The organism is Actinomycetospora sp. TBRC 11914 (assembly GCF_012933465.1).
In the GTDB taxonomy this organism is placed as follows: domain Bacteria; phylum Actinomycetota; class Actinomycetes; order Mycobacteriales; family Pseudonocardiaceae; genus Actinomycetospora.
Genome location: NZ_JABBND010000003.1, coordinates 203,570 through 220,567 on the forward strand (window position 1 = coordinate 203,570; position 16,998 = coordinate 220,567).

17 protein-coding genes are annotated in these 16,998 nt (G+C 76.4%); 4 read left to right on the top strand and 13 right to left on the bottom strand.

Annotated elements, in window-relative coordinates; translation table 11 throughout:
* Nucleotides 1–192 precede the first annotated feature (192 nt).
* From truB to rimP, 11 genes are all read right to left on the bottom strand, one after another.
* On the bottom strand, nt 193–1,122 hold the full coding sequence (gene truB, locus HH311_RS09085) for a tRNA pseudouridine(55) synthase TruB (protein WP_169183297.1): 930 nt from the start codon (nt 1,120–1,122) through the stop codon (nt 193–195).
* Nucleotides 1,123–1,131: 9 nt separating this feature from the next.
* The gene (locus tag HH311_RS09090) at nt 1,132–1,878 is read right to left on the bottom strand and encodes a hypothetical protein (protein ID WP_169183298.1); all 747 of its coding nucleotides are present in this window, start codon (nt 1,876–1,878) and stop codon (nt 1,132–1,134) included.
* 55 nt (nt 1,879–1,933) lie between these two features.
* The gene (fabG, locus tag HH311_RS09095; protein WP_169183299.1) at nt 1,934–2,695 is read right to left on the bottom strand and encodes a 3-oxoacyl-ACP reductase FabG; all 762 of its coding nucleotides are present in this window, start codon (nt 2,693–2,695) and stop codon (nt 1,934–1,936) included.
* 71 nt (nt 2,696–2,766) lie between these two features.
* Nucleotides 2,767–4,095: an MATE family efflux transporter gene (locus tag HH311_RS09100; protein WP_169183300.1), complete on the bottom strand. Its 1,329-nt coding sequence runs from the start codon at nt 4,093–4,095 to the stop codon at nt 2,767–2,769.
* Between the two features lie 112 nt (nt 4,096–4,207).
* On the bottom strand, nt 4,208–5,200 hold the full coding sequence (locus tag HH311_RS09105) for a bifunctional oligoribonuclease/PAP phosphatase NrnA (RefSeq protein WP_169183301.1): 993 nt from the start codon (nt 5,198–5,200) through the stop codon (nt 4,208–4,210).
* Entirely contained in the window at nt 5,197–5,715 is a 519-nt protein-coding gene (gene rbfA, locus HH311_RS09110; protein ID WP_169183302.1) for a 30S ribosome-binding factor RbfA, read from the bottom strand. The genes HH311_RS09105 and rbfA overlap by 4 nt, the downstream gene beginning before the upstream one ends.
* Before the next feature lie 45 nt (nt 5,716–5,760).
* Nucleotides 5,761–6,057, bottom strand: a complete 297-nt coding sequence (locus HH311_RS09115; RefSeq protein ID WP_169183303.1) for a DUF503 domain-containing protein — start codon at nt 6,055–6,057, stop codon at nt 5,761–5,763.
* A gap of 34 nt (nt 6,058–6,091) precedes the next feature.
* Nucleotides 6,092–9,142 (bottom strand): translation initiation factor IF-2, encoded by a 3,051-nt coding sequence (gene infB, locus HH311_RS09120; RefSeq protein WP_169183304.1) that lies wholly within the window; start codon nt 9,140–9,142, stop codon nt 6,092–6,094.
* 61 nt (nt 9,143–9,203) lie between these two features.
* Nucleotides 9,204–9,593, bottom strand: a complete 390-nt coding sequence (locus HH311_RS09125) for a YlxR family protein (protein ID WP_169183305.1) — start codon at nt 9,591–9,593, stop codon at nt 9,204–9,206.
* A gap of 62 nt (nt 9,594–9,655) precedes the next feature.
* Nucleotides 9,656–10,669, bottom strand: a complete 1,014-nt coding sequence (gene nusA, locus HH311_RS09130) for a transcription termination factor NusA (protein ID WP_169183306.1) — start codon at nt 10,667–10,669, stop codon at nt 9,656–9,658.
* Nucleotides 10,666–11,271, bottom strand: a complete 606-nt coding sequence (rimP, locus tag HH311_RS09135; protein ID WP_312030028.1) for a ribosome maturation factor RimP — start codon at nt 11,269–11,271, stop codon at nt 10,666–10,668. The genes nusA and rimP overlap by 4 nt, the downstream gene beginning before the upstream one ends.
* A gap of 205 nt (nt 11,272–11,476) precedes the next feature.
* Between rimP and HH311_RS31510 the strand changes: the two genes are divergently transcribed.
* Both HH311_RS31510 and HH311_RS31515 read left to right on the top strand, forming a co-directional pair.
* Nucleotides 11,477–11,956 carry a hypothetical protein gene (locus tag HH311_RS31510; RefSeq protein WP_169183308.1) on the top strand — a complete coding sequence of 160 codons (480 nt, stop codon included), beginning with the start codon at nt 11,477–11,479 and terminating at the stop codon, nt 11,954–11,956.
* Nucleotides 11,953–12,402: a DUF4439 domain-containing protein gene (locus tag HH311_RS31515; protein WP_169183309.1), complete on the top strand. Its 450-nt coding sequence runs from the start codon at nt 11,953–11,955 to the stop codon at nt 12,400–12,402. The genes HH311_RS31510 and HH311_RS31515 overlap by 4 nt, the downstream gene beginning before the upstream one ends.
* A gap of 249 nt (nt 12,403–12,651) precedes the next feature.
* On the opposite strand, the gene HH311_RS31520 is transcribed toward HH311_RS31515, so the two are convergent.
* Nucleotides 12,652–14,181 carry a hypothetical protein gene (locus HH311_RS31520; protein ID WP_248292336.1) on the bottom strand — a complete coding sequence of 510 codons (1,530 nt, stop codon included), beginning with the start codon at nt 14,179–14,181 and terminating at the stop codon, nt 12,652–12,654.
* An 89-nt stretch (nt 14,182–14,270) separates the two neighbouring features.
* Nucleotides 14,271–15,065: an SDR family oxidoreductase gene (locus HH311_RS09155; protein WP_169183310.1), complete on the bottom strand. Its 795-nt coding sequence runs from the start codon at nt 15,063–15,065 to the stop codon at nt 14,271–14,273.
* 165 nt (nt 15,066–15,230) lie between these two features.
* Here HH311_RS09155 and HH311_RS09160 point away from each other — a divergent pair, with 165 nt between their 5' ends.
* Nucleotides 15,231–15,641 (top strand): secondary thiamine-phosphate synthase enzyme YjbQ, encoded by a 411-nt coding sequence (locus tag HH311_RS09160; protein WP_169183311.1) that lies wholly within the window; start codon nt 15,231–15,233, stop codon nt 15,639–15,641.
* A gap of 34 nt (nt 15,642–15,675) precedes the next feature.
* Nucleotides 15,676–16,953 carry a geranylgeranyl reductase family protein gene (locus HH311_RS09165; protein ID WP_169183312.1) on the top strand — a complete coding sequence of 426 codons (1,278 nt, stop codon included), beginning with the start codon at nt 15,676–15,678 and terminating at the stop codon, nt 16,951–16,953.
* Nucleotides 16,954–16,998 lie beyond the last annotated feature (45 nt).

The following is a 16,998-nucleotide window of genomic DNA, read 5'->3' on the forward strand; positions in this document are numbered from 1 at the left end:
GCACCGGACCCGTCCCCGGTGCGCCGGCCGGGGGCACACCACGCGGGCCAGCCGATAGCCAGGCCTGCCCCACGTGCCCCTCACCGGCCGGGGCCGGCCCGCGCCCCTCACCCAGGGGCACGCCACGCAGGACGACGGACCTCCGGACCTGCCCCACGTGCCCCTCGCCGGCCGGCTGGGTGCCCCTCCGGCTCACCCCGCCGGCGCGAGCACCAGGACCGGGCGGGCCCAGCCGCGCTCGTCGGCGACCAGGCCGACGACGTGGCCGTCGGGCCCGAACACCGCGGTGGTCCCGGTGGTGCCGCCGGCGGGCAGCGGGCGGCCGTGGGCGAGGTCGTCCGCGCCGGCGGCGTCGACCTCGCGGCGGGGGAAGGCCGTGTCGACCGCGGCGTCGAGGTCCAGCGAGAGCTCCGCGCGCCCCTGCTCCCCCTCGGCCTGCGCGGCGAGGGTGTCGAGGTCACGGGCGTGGGCGAGGGTGAACGGCCCGACCCGGGTGCGCCGCAGCGCGGTGAGGTGCCCGCCGACGCCGAGACCGCGCCCGAGGTCGCGCGCGAGCGCCCGGACGTAGGTGCCCGAGGAGCAGTCGACGAGGACGTCGAGGTCGACCGTCGACCCCTCGCGGCGGGTGGCGAGCACGTCGAAGCGCGCGACGTGCACCGGACGCGCCTCGAGGACGACCTCCTCACCGGCGCGGGCCCGCTCGTAGGCCCGCCGGCCGTCCACCTTGATGGCCGACACCGTGCTCGGGACCTGCGCGATGTCCCCGGTCAGGGCGGCCACCCCCGCCGCGACCGCCGCGTCGGTCACCCCGGACGCGTCGGCGCCGCCGGTGGGCTCGCCCTCCGCGTCGTCGGTCGAGGTCTCGGCGCCGAGGCGGATCGTGGCCAGGTAGGTCTTGGTGTCGAGCGCGAGATGGCCGAGGAGCTTGGTGGCCCGCTCCACGCCGAGGACCAGCACCCCGGTGGCCATCGGGTCGAGCGTGCCGGCGTGGCCCACTTTCCGCGTCCCGACGAGGCGCCGCGCCTTGCCCACCACGTCGTGCGAGGTCCACCCGGCCGGTTTGTCGACGACGAGCAGGCCGGGGGGTGGCGGTGGGGTCTTGGGTCCACGGCGCGCGTTCATCGCCGGGCATCATGCCCGCCGGACCGGGGGCGGGGCCGGGTCGGGCGCGACGCGGTCGAACGACAGCGACACCGCGGGCACCCGCCGCGGCGCCGGGACCTCGTCGGGGCCGTGCGCCCAGAGCGGCAGCGCCGCGAGCCACGTCGGCCCGGCGTCGTGCTCCCAGGGGACGGCGAGCCAGCCCGCGGTGGTCGACGTGGCCGCCGCCCCGGTCCACACCAGCACGACGTGCCGCAGCCCGACGTGCCCGTCCGCGGGTGGGACCGGCCGGGTGGGCGGCGGGACCCCGAAGCCGTCGAACCACAGCTGGCCCGTCCGGTCGTCCCGGGCCGGGGCGTACACCAGCCCGTTCACCGTCGCCGCCGCTCCGCGCACCTCCCCGACCCAGCGCAGCGTCGCGAAGTCCGGGCGGCTCCCCGCGCGGTCCGGGGCCTTCATCAGGTGCAGGACGACGGCCTCGTGCGCGACGGCGAGCGAGTTCCACGGGGCGCCGATGAGGACGCCCCGCGGCTCCCACTCCGGCGCGGCCCGCAGGAGCACCGTCCGCAGGTTCTCCGAGGAGGTGATCCCGAGGGTGACCGGGGTGTCCCCGGCGACCTCCGGGTCGTGTCGGGAGACATTGCGCTCCCACACCGCGGCGACGGTGTCCTCGAGCAGCCCGAGGACACCGAGCGCCCGCCACCGGTCGCGCACCTCCCGCAGCCACGCGAGGGCTCCCGGGTCCCACCCGCCGTCGTCGTGCCGTGTCCCGCCCACACCGGAAGCAGAGCACGGACCCCCGACAGCGTGACGCGGCCGCGGCGCGCGCCGGTCAGGTCTTGGGGCCGCCCGCGACGTAGACGACCTGGCCGTTGACGAACCCGGAGCGCTCGTCGACGAAGAACGCGACCATGTTCGCGATGTCCTCGGGCGCCCCGGCCCGCTGCACCGGGATCTCCTTGGCGCGCGCCGCCATGAAGTCCTCCCACGACACCCCGAGGCGCTCGGCGGTCGCCTTGGTCATCTCCGAGGCGATGAAGCCGGGGGCGACGCAGTTGGCGGTGACGCCGAAGCGGCCCAGCTCGATCGCCAGGGTCTTGGTGAAGCCCTGCAGACCGGCCTTGGCCGCCGAGTAGTTGACCTGCCCGCGGTTGCCCAGCGCGGAGGTCGAGGACAGGTTGACGACCCGCCCCCACCCGGCGTCGACCATGTGCTTCTGGCAGGCGCGGGTCATGAGGAACGAGCCCCGCAGGTGCACGCCCATGACGGCGTCCCAGTCGGTCTCGGTCATCTTGAACAGCAGGTTGTCGCGGGTGATCCCGGCGTTGTTGACCAGCACCGTGGGCGGCCCGAGCTCGGCGACCACCCGCTCGACGGCGGCGTCGACCGCGGCCGAGTCGGCCACGTCGGCGCCGATCGCGATCGCGCGCCCACCGGCGTCGGCGATCGCGTCGGCGGTGCCCTTGGCCGCGCTCTCCTCGAGGTCGATCACCGCGACGGCCGCCCCGTCGGCGGCCAGGCGCAGCGCGGTGGCGGCACCGAGGCCGCGGGCGGCTCCGGTGACGACGGCGACGCGGGACGTGGGTGCGGTCATGGTCGGCGAGACCTCCTCGAGCGGGACGACGTTCCTCGCCCGGCATCCTGCCCCGCATCCGTCGCGGCTGCTCAGAGGCCCCCGGGGACCATCCACCGGTCACCGCGGGCCCGCAGCCCGACGCCGAGGGCCCGGCCGAGCATGAACAGCGACAGCCCGGCCCACACCCCCGCGAGCCCCCACCCGAACGCCAGCGACAGCCAGATCATCGGCAGGAAGCCCAGGACCGCCGAGCCCAGGGTGAGTCTGCGCAGGAAGGCGGCGTCCGCGGCGCCGAGGAGCACCCCGTCGAGGGCGAACACGAACCCGGCCACGGGCTGCAGCGCGACGAAGAACCACCACGCGGACGGGATGGTCGCGAGCACCGTCGGGTCGGGGCTGAACAGCCGCGGCAGGACGCCCGCGAGTGCGGCGAAGACCACACCCGCCACCACGCCGAGCACCAGCCCGTAGCGCGTCACGCGCCCGGTGACCGTCCGCGCCGCCGGCCGCGACGAGGCGCCCAGCGCCGCGCCGACCAGCTGCTGCGCGGCGATCGCCAGCGAGTCCAGCACCGTCGCCATGAACGTCCACAGCTGCAGCACCACCTGGTGGGCCGCGACCGACGCCGCCCCGAACCGCGCGGTCACCGCGGTCGCGGACAGGAAGCAGGCCTGGAAGGCGAGGCTGCGCAGCAGCAGGTCCCGCCCGAGGCCGAGCTGGGCGCGCAGGTCCGCGGGGACGGGGCGCAGCGGCACCCGCAGGGCCAGTGCCTCGCGCACCAGCGCCGCGGTGAAGAGCACCAGCACCACCGACTGGGCCCCGACGTTCGCGATGGCCGAGCCCTCCAGGCCGAGGCCCGCCCACGACCCGGCGCCGTGGACCAGGAGCGGGCTCGCCACCGCCGACGCCCCGTTGCCGGCCAGCACGACGACGACGGGCGCGCGGGTCGACTGCACCCCGCGCATCCAGCCGTTGCCGGCCATCGCGACGAGGATCCCCGGCGCCCCGCAGAGCGCGATCCGCATCCAGGAGACCGCTGCGTCGGACAGCGCACCGCCGCCGCCGAGGGCGTCCGCGACCGGGCGCGCGACGAGCTGGCCCACCACGACGACGGCGAGGCCGGCGAGGACCGCCAGCCACGTCGCGGCGACCCCCTCGGCGATCGCGCGGTCCCGCCGCCCGGCGCCGTACGCGCGGGCGGCCCGGGCGGTGGTGCCGTAGGCCAGGAAGGTGCCCAGCGAGGACACCTGGGCGAGGACGACGGCGCCGACGGCGAGCGCCCCGAGCGGCAGCGCGCCCAGGCGCCCGACGACGGCGGTGTCGACGAGCAGGTAGAGCGGTTCGGCGACCAGGACGACGAGCGCGGCCGCCGAGAGCGACAGGACCCGGACCGGGCCGGCGTCGAGCGACGTCGTCATCAGCGGGGTCGGGAGGCGCGACGATGCGGCGGAACTGTCACTGGATGCAAGCAGTCAGGACGAGCACGCCGATAGGGCTCCGCTTGCATCGGCACGGAGGCGAGGGCGAGGTTCACAGCAGCGGCGCGGCCACGAGCGCGCGGCGCACGTCGGCCACCACGTCGGCGGCGTCGGGCGTGCGGGCCTCGACGGTGAACCCCGAGGCCGACCGGTGGCCGCCGCCGCCCATGGCCAGCGCGGCGGCGGCGACGTCGAGACGGCCCTTGCTGCGCAGCGACGCGGTCCAGCGGAAGGGCCCCACCTGCTTGAGCACCATCGCGACCTCGGCCTCGGCGGTGGTGCGCAGCACGTCGATGATGCTCTCCACCTCCTCCTGCCGGCCGCCCGCGATGTGCTCGGCCCGCGCGCACGCCCACACGAACCCGAGCCCGCGGGCCGCGTCGGGCTCGAGGGTCGCGGTGGAGAGCACCGCCGCGAGCATGCCCAGCCACGAGAACGGGTGGGTGTCGAGCAGCGGGCGGGTCACCGCCTCGGCGTCGACGCCCGCCACGAGCAGGCGCGCGGCCATGTCGTGGGTGGCGGGCGAGGCGGCGCGGAAGTTGCGGGTGTCGGTGACGAGGCCGGCGTAGAGGGCGCGGGCGATCGGCAGGTCGACGGGGGCGCCGAGCGCGTCGAGCAGGCCCAGCACGATGACCGCGGTGGCCTCGGCGTGCGGCTCGACGTAGTAGGCGGTGCCGAACCCGCCGTTGGAGACGTGGTGGTCGATCACCAGCGTGGTCGCGGCCCCGTCGACGCGGGAGGCCAGCGGACCGAGCCGGTCGACGCTGCCGGTGTCGAGGACGACGAGCAGCTCGGGCGCGGGCGGCACCTCGGCCGCGGGCACGACGAGGCCCGCGACGTCGAGGTCGCGCAGCGACTCGGCGGGCCGCTCGGGCGCGCCGAACGAGACACGCACCGTCGCGCCGCGCCGGTGCAGCGCGAGCCCGAGGGCCAGCGCGCTGCCGAGGGCGTCGGCGTCGGGGTTGACGTGGGCGAGCAGGACCACCTCGTGCGCCGCCGCGAGCACCGCGACGGCCTCGTCGCGCCCGACCGCCCGCGGGGTCACCGCGCCGGGCCGCCGAGGGCGCCGGGCACCTCGGAGTCCGACCCGGTGTCGACCGGCTCGAGGTCCTCGTCGAGGTCCCCGTCGAGGTCGTCGTCCTCCCGCGGCTTGCGGTAGGGGTCGGCCTCCCCGGCGTAGCTCGCCGCGGCGGCCTGCGAGGCGACCTCGGCATCGGCCGCCCGGGCCCCCGCGAGCAGCTCCTCCATGCGGGCGGCGCCCTCGGGCACCGCGTCGGGCACGAAGGCGATCGAGGGCGTGTGCCGCACCCCGGTCTGGCGCCCCACCGCGGTGCGCACGACGCCCGTGGCGCTGGCGAGGGCGGCCGCGCTGGCGGTCTGGTCGGCCTCGCCGCCATAGACGGTGTAGTACACCGTCGCCTCGCGCAGGTCGGCGGTGAGCCGGGCGTCGGTGATCGTCACCATCGCCAGGCGCGGGTCCTTGACCTCGTGCTCCAGGGTCGAGGCGACGATCTGGATGATCCGCTTCGCGAGCCGTCGGGCCCGGGGTGCGTCGGCCATCGTGAGCGGCCTTCCTGCCGTGAATCCTGCCGGCGTGCGGCGATGTCAGTCGTCGTGCGGACCCAGCCAGCGGGTCCGCGCGGAGAGCACCTGGAGCTCGGGATGGGAGCTCACCAGGCGCTCGCAGTGGTCGAGCACGTCCGTGACGTGCCCGGCGTCCGCGGCCACCACCGCCACGCCGATCAGGGCGCGGCGGTGGAGGTCGAGGTGTCCGGCCTCGGAGACCGAGACCGCGTACTTGCGCTGGATCTCGGCGACGACCGGGCGCACCACGGAGCGCTTCTCCTTGATGCTCCGGACGTCACCGAGCAGCAGGTCCAGCTCGAGGGCGCCGACGTACACCGTCAGCGCCCCCGGGCCGGGACGACCAGGACCGTCACTCGCGCGGCTTCTCCCGCATCTCGTAGGTCATGATCTTGTCGTCGACCTTGACGTCGTTGAACGACCCGAGCGTCAGACCGCACTCGTAGCCGTCGCGGACCTCGGTCGCGTCGTCCTTGAACCGCTTCAGCGAGTTGATCGTCAGGTTCTCCGCGACCACCGCGCCGTCCCGCACCAGGCGGGCCTTGGCGTTGCGCCGGATGATCCCGTCGGTCACCAGGCAACCGGCGATCGCACCGACCTTGGAGGAGCGGAAGACCTCGCGCACCTCCGCGGTGCCGAGCTCGACCTCCTCGTAGATCGGCTTGAGCATGCCCTTGAGGGCCGCCTCGATCTCGTCGATCGCCTGGTAGATGACCGAGTAGTAGCGGATGTCGATGCCCTCGCGGTTGGCCAGCTCGGTGGCCTTGCCCTCCGCGCGGACGTTGAAGCCCATGACGATGACGTTGGACGCGATCGCGAGGTTGATGTCGCCCTCGGTGATCGCACCGACGCCCCGGTGCAGCACGCGCAGCTGCACCTCGTCGCCCACGTCGATCTTCGTGAGTGCGTCCTCGAGCGCCTCGACGGTACCCGAGTTGTCACCCTTGATGATCAGGTTGAGCTCGTTGGTCTCCTTCAGCGCGGCGTCGAGGTCCTCGAGCGAGATGCGCTTGCGACGGCTCGCCAGCTCGGCGTTGCGCTCACGGGCGCGCCGCCGGTCGGCGATCTGCCGGGCCACGCGGTCCTCGTCGACGACCAGGAACGTGTCGCCGGCGCCCGGCACCGACGTGAAGCCGATGACCTGCACCGGGCGGGAGGGCAGCGCCTCGCGCACGTCCTCGCCGAACTCGTCGAGCATCCGCCGGACACGGCCCGAGGCGTCGCCGGCGACCACCGAGTCGCCGACGCGCAGCGTGCCGCGCTGGACCAGGACCGTGGCCACGGGGCCGCGGCCGCGGTCGAGGTGCGCCTCGATCGCGACGCCCTGCGCCTCCATGTCCGGGTTGGCCCGCAGGTCCAGGGAGGCGTCCGCGGTCAGCAGGATCGCCTCGAGCAGCGAGTCGATGTTGATGTTCTCGCGAGCCGAGATGTCGACGAACATCGTGTCGCCGCCGTACTCCTCGGCCACGAGGTTGTACTCGGTGAGCTGCTGGCGGATCTTGGCGGGGTTGGCCCCCTCCTTGTCGATCTTGTTCACCGCGACCACGATCGGCACGTCGGCCGCCTGGGCGTGGTTGATCGCCTCCACCGTCTGCGGCATGACGCCGTCGTCGGCCGCCACCACGATCACCGCGATGTCCGTGGACTGCGCACCACGGGCACGCATGGCGGTGAACGCCTCGTGACCCGGGGTGTCGATGAAGGTGATCGGCCGCTCGACGCCCTCGAGCTCGGTCTGGACCTGGTAGGCGCCGATGTGCTGGGTGATGCCACCGGCCTCGGCCTCGGCCACGCGCGTCTTCCGGATCGTGTCCAGCAGACGCGTCTTGCCGTGGTCGACGTGGCCCATGACGGTGACGACCGGCGGGCGGGCCTGCAGGTCGTCCTCGTCGCCCTCGTCGGAGCCGTAGCTGATGGAGAACGACTCCAGCAGCTCGCGGTCCTCCTCCTCGGGGGACACGACCTGCACGTCGTAGTTCATCTCGCCGCCGAGCAGCTCCAGGATGTCGTCGGACACCGACTGGGTGGCCGTGACCATCTCGCCCATGTGGAAGAGCACCTGGACCAGCGACGCCGGGTTGGCGTCGATCTTCTCGGCGAAGTCGGTCAGCGAGGCGCCGCGGGGCAGCCGGACGGTCTCGCCCTTGCCCTTCGGCAGGCGGACGCCGCCGACCGACGGCGCCTGCATGTTGTCGAATTCCTGACGCTTCTGGCGCTTCGACTTGCGGCCACGACGCGCGGGACCGCCCGGACGCCCGAAGGCACCCGCGGCACCGCCACCACGGCCACGACCACCGCCGCCACCGGGACGACCGCGGAAACCGCCCGCGGGCGCGCCGCCACCGCCGCCGCCACCGCCGGGGCCACCGCCACCGGGACGGAAGCCACCGCCGCCGCCACCGGGACGACCGCCGCCGGGACGACCGCCGGGGCCGCCACGACCAGGACCGCCGGGACCACCGCGGCCGGGGGCACCGGCCGGGCGGGCCGGCATCATGCCGGGGTTCGGGCGCGGGGGCATGTTGCCCGGGCTCGCGCCGCCCGTGCCGCCGGGACGCGGCGGACGGTCGCCCGCGGCCGGACGCTGCTCGCCGTCGCGCGGCGGGCGCGGCGCGGGGGCCTCGCCGTCACGCGGCGGGCGCGGCGGACGGTCGCCACCGGCGCCGCCACCGCCCGGACGCGGGCCCTGCGGCCGCGGCGGGGCACCCTGGCCGACACCGAAGGGGTTGTTGCCGACGCGCGGCGTCTTCGGGCCCGGCTTCGGGGCCTGCGGACGGGGTGCGACGGTGCTCGCGTCACCCGAGGCCGCCGCGGCGGCCGGGCGCTGCTGCTGGCCGCCGGGCTGACCGGGACGGCCGCCCTGGCGCTGGTCGCCGCCGCGCTCGCCGCCGGGACGCTGGGCCCCGGGACGCGGGATGCCGCCCTGGCGCTGCGGCCGGTCGGGACGCTCGGTGCCGCTCGGGCGCGGACCCGGACGGCCGCTGTCGCGCGACGGGCCGGGGGTCGGGCCGGAGGGCCGCTCGGAGCCCGGACGCGGGGCGTCGGTGGGCCGCGGTTCGGCCGGGGCGTCCGACGCCGGCGCGGCGGAGGCCGCGGGGGCAGCCGGAGCCGCGGGGGTGGCCGGGGCCGCCGGGCCGGGCCGGGGCGAACCGGGGCGCGGGCCGGGGGCGGGCGCCGAGGCGCCGCCGCTGCCGGACGCACCGGGACGCGGCTTGCGGGCGCCACCGCCGTTGCCGTTGGCGCCGCCGTTCATGGAGTCGCGCAGCTTGCGCGCGACGGGGGCCTCCACGGTCGAGGACGCCGACTTGACGAACTCGCCGAGGGACTCCAACTGCGTGAGTACCTGCTTGCTGGTGACGCCGAGCTCCTTCGCGAGCTCGTGCACCCGGGCCTTGCCTGCCACTGATCTCCTCATTCTCGAGGTCGGCGGCGTGCCCGCGACCTCGTGTCCTACGCCTGCGCGCTCATCGCGAGTGCTTCACGGCTGGCTCATCGGGGGTCGACCTGCTTCCTCGTCCTCCGGCTCCGACGGGCGTCGGGGCCTCCACCCTGCTGTCCGGCACCGGGTCCGCCCCGAGCAGTGCGCGCAGCGCGCCGGTGTCCAACGGCCCCGGGACGCGCAGCGCCCTGGGGAACGCCGACCGGCGCTCCGCGCGGTGCAGACACTCCGTGGCGGGATGCACCCAGGCTCCCCGCCCCGGCTTGCGACGCCGTGGGTCGGGTTCGCATGCCCCGTCCACGGCCACCACTCGCAGCAGTTCCGACACCGGGCCCCGCGATCGGCACCCCACGCACGTCCGCACCGGTCCTTCGATCGATGCTTCCTCGCGGGGGGCCGGGCGGTTCCGGGCCATGGGTCACTCTACCGCGCTCGTCCGCGGACCAAGAACGGCCCTGTGACGACGGCCCCGCGGCGCTAGGGCGCCACCAGGTCCGTCTCGGGCTGGGCGTCCTCGGGCTGGGCGTCGGAGCGGATGTCGATGCGCCACCCGGTGAGACGCGCGGCGAGGCGGGCGTTCTGTCCCTCCTTGCCGATCGCGAGCGAGAGCTGGTAGTCGGGGACCACGACGCGGGCGGCGCGCGCCCGCTCGTCGGTCACCTCGACCGAGACGACCTTCGACGGCGAGAGCGCGTTGCCCACGAACTCCGCGGGGTCGTCGGAGTGGTCGATGATGTCGATCTTCTCGCCGTGCAGCTCGTCCATGACGCCGCGCACCCGCGCCCCCATCGGCCCGATGCACGCGCCCTTGGCGTTGAGACCCGCGACGTTCGAGCGGACCGCGATCTTCGAGCGGTACCCGGCCTCGCGGGCGATCGCGGTGATCTCCACCGCGCCGCTCGCGATCTCGGGGACCTCGAACGCGAAGAGCTTGCGCACCAGGTTCGGGTGCGTGCGGGAGAGCGTCACCGCCGTGCCCCGCGGGGTCCTCGTGACCCCGACCACGTAACACCGGACGCGCTCGCCGTGTTCCAGCTTCTCGCCGGGGACCTGCTCGGCAGAGGGGATGACGCCCTCGATCGAGCCGATGTCGACGACCACGACCCCGCGCGCGTTCGCCCGGGCGTCACGCTGCACGACCCCCGAGACGACCTCGCCCTCGCGGGTGGCGTACTCGCCGTAGCTACGGTCGTTCTCGGCGTCGCGCAGCTTGGCCACGATGACCTGCCGGGCCGTCGTCGCGGCGATGCGGTCGAACCCCGCGGGGGTGTCGTCGACCTCCCCCACGCGCTCGCCGTCCTCGCCGAGCTCGGGCACGAGCACCCGGATCTCGCCGTTGTCGCGGTCGACCTCGGCGCGGGCGCCCGGGGTCTCGCGCCCGGTCTGCCGGTAGGCCGAGAGCAGGGCCGACTCGATCGCCGAGACCACCGTCTCGAAGGAGATGTCCTTGTCGCGCTCGATCGCGCGCAGGGCCATCAGGTCGACCTTCACCGCTCCTCCTGCTCCGTGTCCTGCTGCTGGGTGCCCTGGTGCTGCTCGGCGCTCTCGCGGCGGGCCGCGCGCAGGGCCTCGACCTCCGCCTCGGGGGCGGGCTTGAACTCGACCTCGACGACCGCGCGGGACACCTCGTCGAGCGCCACCGTCCGCAGCTCCTTCCCGACGGCGAGGGTGACCGTCGCCGGCCCCTCCTCGGGGTCGGTCACGCCACCGACCCGGCCGGTGATCGACTCACCGCCGGCGAGGGTGACCGCGACCCGGCGCAGCCACGCCCGCCGCCAGTGCCGCGGGGCGGTGAGCGGCCGGTCGGTGCCCGGGGTGGTGACCTCGAGGGTGTAGGCGCCGGCGAGCGCGTCGCGCACCGCCGGGTCCTCGGCCTCGCGGGCGTCGACGGCGGCCGACACGTCGCGGGAGACCTCGGCGACGCCGTCGAGGTCGACCCCGCCGGCCGGGCCGTCGTCGACCCCCGGGGCATCGGGCGAGTCGACGGTGACGCGCACGACCAGGCGGCGCCCCGCGGGGCGCACGTCGAGCTCGTCGAGCACGAAGCCGGCGCGCGTCACGACGTCGGAGACGACGGGCGACAGGGCGCTCACGGCGGCACCGGTGGGTGAGCCCACGGGCGCACGGGACACGGCGGGTCCTCCTACACGGGTTCTGGGGGAGGCCGGACTCCGGAGCACCTCGGGGAGGCGGCGGGGGCGGCGTCCGCGGGCCACCCAGCGTAGCCCGCCCCGCGGGCCGGCGACCCGGCCCGGCGTCCGGGTCCGTGCCCGGGCCGGACTGGCAGGATGCCCGTCGATGGACCTCCCCTCCCCGACGCGGCGCGGCGTCCTGCGCGGGACGGCCGCGCTGGCCCTGGCGGGGGCGGTGTCGACGGTCGCCGCGGCCTGCGGCGACGCCGACGAGGGCCCCGACGAGCTGGAGGCCCCGCTCGCGGCGGCCCGCGCCGACGCGGCGCTGGCCACCGTCGCCGGGCGGGCCTTCCCCGACCTCGCCGCCCGCGTGGCCCCGGTCGCGCAGACGCGCGGCGCCCACGCCGACGCGCTCGCCGCGGAGATCCGGCGGGCGCGCCCGGACCGGGCCGACGCGGTGGCGGCGCCCGCGCCGGACCCGGCCCCGCCCGCCTCGTCGGCGGCGGCGACGACGGCGCTGCGCACCTCACTGGGGTCGGCGCGGGACACCGGCTCGGAGCTCGCCGTCCGCACGGCGCGCTACCGCAGCGGGCTCGTCGCCTCCGTGGCCGCCGCGTGCGGCGGGCTCGTCGAGGTGCTGGCGTGACGGGGCCGTTGGACGACTCCACGACGCGCTCGGCCGTCGAGGCCGTGCTCGGCGCGGAGCACGCCGCCGTCTGGTCTTCGGGCCTGGCCAGCGCCTACCTGCCCCCCGACGACCAGGGTCCCCTCGCCCGGGCCGCCCTGGCCCACCGCGAGCGCCGGGACGCGCTGGTGGCGCTGTGCGAGGCGGCCGGGGTCGCGCCCGCGCCGGCCGCGGCGGCCTACGCCACCCCGCGGCCGGTCACCGACGCCGCGAGCGCGGCCGCGCTGCTCGTCGTGGCCGAGGACGACACCGCCGTCGGGTGGCGCGCGGTCCTCGAGCGCACCGACGACCCCCAGCTGCGCCGGCTCGGGGTGGCGGCCGTGGTGTCGGCGGCCGACGTCGGGGTCCGCTGGCGCCGGCTCTCGGGCACCCAGCCGCTGGTGCCGCCGTTCCCCGGGACGCGCTGAGGGCCTCGTCGGGCGGGTCGGGCGAGGGGCACCATCGCTCGGTTCTCCGCCGGCCGGCGGCGCCACCGTCGCGGGACTCGGCGACGGGCACACCACGCAGCCCCGGGGGCCGGTCGGGATGCGCCCAGTGCCCCTCAGCCCGGGGCCGCCCCCGAGCGCTCACCGCCCGGCCCGCGACGGGCACACCACGCAGATCCGGGGCCGGTTGGCATGCGCCCAGTGCCCCTCAGCTCGAGGCCGCGCCCCAGCTCAGCGCAGGCCGACCGCCTGACGGGCGACCTTGTCCAGCGTGCTCTCCCCCACCGCCGCCGCCCCGGCGCCGACCGTGGTCTCGGCGATCACCACCGACTCCCCCACCTGCGCCGAGCCGTAGCCGGCGCTCGCCGACAGCGACGCGGGCGCCCCGGGGAAGCCCTTGCCCTCGCGCAGCAGATCGGCGACGTTGCCGGTGCCGGAGGAGTCGACGAGCGCCTTGAACGCCGCCGCCGAGGCCGCGTCGCCCATGCGCACGACCGCCACCGACGCGACCAGCGGGCTGCTCCCGACGGTGCCGGACCACAGCGACCGGTCGAGCTGCGCGCACGGGTGCTGGCGGAGGAACTGCACGGCCTGGCCGTACGCGTGCCCCTCGCAGGTCGGGTCGGTGGTCACCACCCGCTGCGTCCACGAGACGCCGTCGACGACCCGCACCGGCTGGGCGGCCACGTCCTCGGGAGCCGGCGAGACGCCGCGCACCACGAGGGCGGCGACGCCGAGCGCGGCGCCGAAGGTGACGACGGCGGTGATCCCCAGCCCGCGCCAGGTGCTCAGCCAGCCGACGGGCACGAGGCGGCGGGCCCGCCGCTCACGACGGCGCCGCGGACCGCTCCCGCCGTCGGGCCACGGCCCGAGGGGCGCCGGGGCGGCGTCGACCACGGAGTCGGGGGTGACGGGCATCGGGGCGGTGAGCGGCCGCGGCTGATCGGCCTCGGTGAGGACGCCCGTCCGCCCCGGTCCGGACTCCTCCGGCGCGCCGCCCGGGCTCGAGGCGAACGACGACCGCGCGAGTGGCACCGGCGGCGTCGACGGGTGGGACGAGACCGGGTTCGACGAGACCGGGCTCGACGAGACCGGGCTCGACGAGACCGGGCTCGCCCAGGGCGGGTTCGACACCGGGTTCGACACCGGGCTCGCCGGGGGGATCGACGGCGCGCTCGCCGCCGCGGCCCGGCCGCGCCCGGACCCGTCGTCGGGAAGCGACCCCGGGAAGCCGGCGGCCTGGAGGTCGGCGCCGTCCGGGACGAACTCGGCGAGGCGCCACGCCGCGAGCAGGCGGCGGACCTCGGCGACGTCGAGCACCGTCGGGCCGGCCGAAGCGGTCAGCACCAGGCGGGCGGCCGTGGCCACGCCGACCCCGGTGTCCTCGTCGGTGCGCTCGGGGTCCTCGTGGCGCGAACGGGCCGGCGGGCGGCGGTCGACGATCGGGACGACCTGGCGCGGGGCGGTCGGCGTCGGGTCGGCGAGCGCGAGGAGCCGGTCGATCTCCGCGGCGGCGAGCTCCTGCGAGCCGGCGCCGTCGGACCCTCCGGCTCCGACCCGCACGCGCCGGGACGCGTCCGCCGGGACCAGCCCGAGGATGCCGTCCGGACGTAGCACCACCGCGTCGAGCTCCCCCTCGGGCCCACCGGGCAGCGCTACCGCGAGCCCGGGCGCCGTCGGGAGCCCGTCGAGCAGGGTCCGGACCCTGCTGATGCGCTCCGGCGCGATCCCCAGACGGGGATCGGGGGCGACGAGGAGCATCCGGCCTCCACGATCGGGGGACGACGACCGGCGCACACCGTAGCCCGTGAGATCACGGAACCGTCACGACCCCCGGACCGTTCGGCCGGTCACCGCATCGGACGGCGCCGTTCGCCGACGCGGGCGACCACGGGGGTCAGGTACCGGGCGGCGGCCGGGAGCACGGACTGTGTCCGGGTGAGCCATCCGCGCCACGCCGGCAGGACCTTGAGCTGGCGGCGGGAGGAGAGCAGGTCCATGGCGCCCTCGACGACCTCGTCGACGCCCAGCACCCGGGGCCCGGTGAACAGCAGCGCGGAGCTGGGCCGGTCGGAGACCGCGTGCAGCAGCTCGGTGCTCACCGCATCCGGGCACAGGGCGCGCACCCGGATCGGGCGGCGCGCGGCGCCCAGCTCGATGTGCAGCGCCTGGGAGTAGGACAGCGCCGCGGCCTTGCTGGCCCCGTAGATCGCGAGCCCGGGTGTCGGGCCGAGCCCGGACAGCGAGACCACGTTGAGGATGTCACCGCGGCGCATGACGTCGACCGCGGCGCGGCAGCCGTGGACCACCCCGAGGGTGTTGATCTCGATGGTCGAGGTGACCTCGGCGTCGGTGGAGTCCCACACCGGGGCAGTCGAGAGCACGCCGGCGTTGTTGACCCAGACCGTCACCTCGCCGAGGTCCGCGGCGGCGAGGGCGACGGCGCGGTGGGCGGAGGGGTCGCGGACATCGAGGGGCATGGCGGTCGCCGGGCCGTCGAGGGCGTCGGCGGTCGCCCGGGCGGCGGCGGCGTCGACGTCGGTGACGACGAGGTGGTGACCGCGCGCCGAGAGGGCCCGGGAGATCCCGGCACCGATCCCGCGCCCGGCTCCGGTGACCACGGCGACTCCGGCGTGACCGCTCATGGGCGAGGTCCCCTCTCTGGTGGTGGCCGACCGTGGGTGCAAGCGAAGCGTCCCTATCGGCGTGCTCGGTTACATCGCTTGCAGATCCAGTGGCAGGAAATCCGCTCCGTCGGGCGCGGACCGGGCGATCCTGGCGCACCCCGGCGCGCCGTAGGCTCGCAGGTGATGCGCAGCGAGGAGATCGAGATCCGGACCGGTGGTGACGAGGCCGTCCGCGACATCACCCGGGAGTGCGAGCGTTTCCTCTCCGGCAGCGGCGCCGACGACGGTCTGCTGCACGTGTTCGTCCCGCACGCGACGGCGGGCCTCGCGGTGATCGAGACCGGCGCCGGCAGCGACGACGACCTGCTCCGCCAGCTGCGCGAGCTCCTCCCCGCCGACGACCGCTGGGGCCACCGCCACGGCTCCCCCGGCCACGGCCGCGACCACGTCCTGCCCGCGCTGATCAGTCCCTCGCTGTCGATCCCGGTGCTCGACGGCCGCATGGCGCTGGGCACCTGGCAGTCGGTGTGCCTCGTCGACACCAACGGGGACAACCCGACGCGTCGCGTGCGTCTCAGCCTGCTCGCGGGCTGAGCGGACCGCGCACATCCTGGGCAGAGTGGACGCCGTGACCACCCCGACCCGCACCGACGTCCTCATCGTGGGCGCCGGTCCCGCCGGGTCCGCGGCCGCGGCCCGCGCCGCCGAGGCCGGCCACGAGGTCGTCCTCGCCGACGCCGCCGTCTTCCCCCGCGACAAGGCCTGCGGCGACGGCCTGACCCCCCGCGCCATCGCCGAGCTGCAGCACCTGGGCCTGGGCGACTGGGTCCGCGGGCGCGGCGAGAACCGGGGCCTGCGCGCGGCCGGGTTCGGGCAGCTGCTCGAGCTGCCCTGGCCGGGCGGGTCGCTGCCGGCGCACGGTGGCGCGGTCGCGCGGACCGAGCTCGACACCCGGATCCGGGCGGCGGCGCTCGAGCGCGGCGCGACCGGCGTCGAGGGGGCGCGGGCCGTCGACGTCGAGCGCGACGGGGACCGGGTCGCCGGGGTCGTGTTCGCCACCGACGACGGCCCGGCGACGATCGCCTGCCGCCGCCTCGTCGTCGCCGACGGGGCCCGCTCGACGCTCGGCCGGGTGCTGGGCCGCGTGTGGCACCGCGACACCGCCTACGGCGTGGCCGCCCGCGGCTACGTCCGCTCCGGGCGCCACGACGATGAGTGGATCTCCTCGCACCTGGAGCTGCGGGGCGCCGAGGACGAGGTCCTCTCCGGCTACGGCTGGGTGTTCCCGCTGCACGACGGGCACGTCAACATCGGGGTCGGGACGCTCGCGACAGAGGCCCGGCCGGCCAACATCCGGCTACGCTCGCTCATCGCGCACTACGCGGCGCAGCGACGCGAGGACTGGCAGCTCGAGGGCGAGGTGCGTGACATCGCGTCGGCGCTGCTGCCGATGGGCGGCGCGGTCTCGGGGGTGGCCGGGCGCAACTGGGCCCTCGTCGGCGACGCCGCGGGCTGCGTGAACCCGCTCAACGGCGAGGGCATCGACTACGGGCTGGAGACCGGCCGCACCGTCGTCGACCTGCTGGGTTCCGACGGTGCCGACGCCGACCTCACCCTCGCCTGGCCCGCGACGCTCCGCCGCCACTACGGGTCGGCCTTCTCCATCGCGCGGCGGCTGGCCGGGCTCCTGACGACGCCGAGGCTGCTGCCGCTCGCGGGACCGGTCGGGATGCGGTCGCGGGCGCTCATGACGGTGGCGCTGCGCGTCATGGGCAACCTGGTCACCGACGAGGACGCCGACCTCGTCGCCCGGGCCTGGCGGCTGGCCGGCCGGGCCTCGATGCGCGCCGACGAGCTCCCGCCGTTCCCGGCCGCCGACCTGCGCACGCCCGCCGTCGCCGGCTGAGGGTCGGTCGCGAGGGGCACGGGGCTCAGCCGCGGAGCCGCGCGG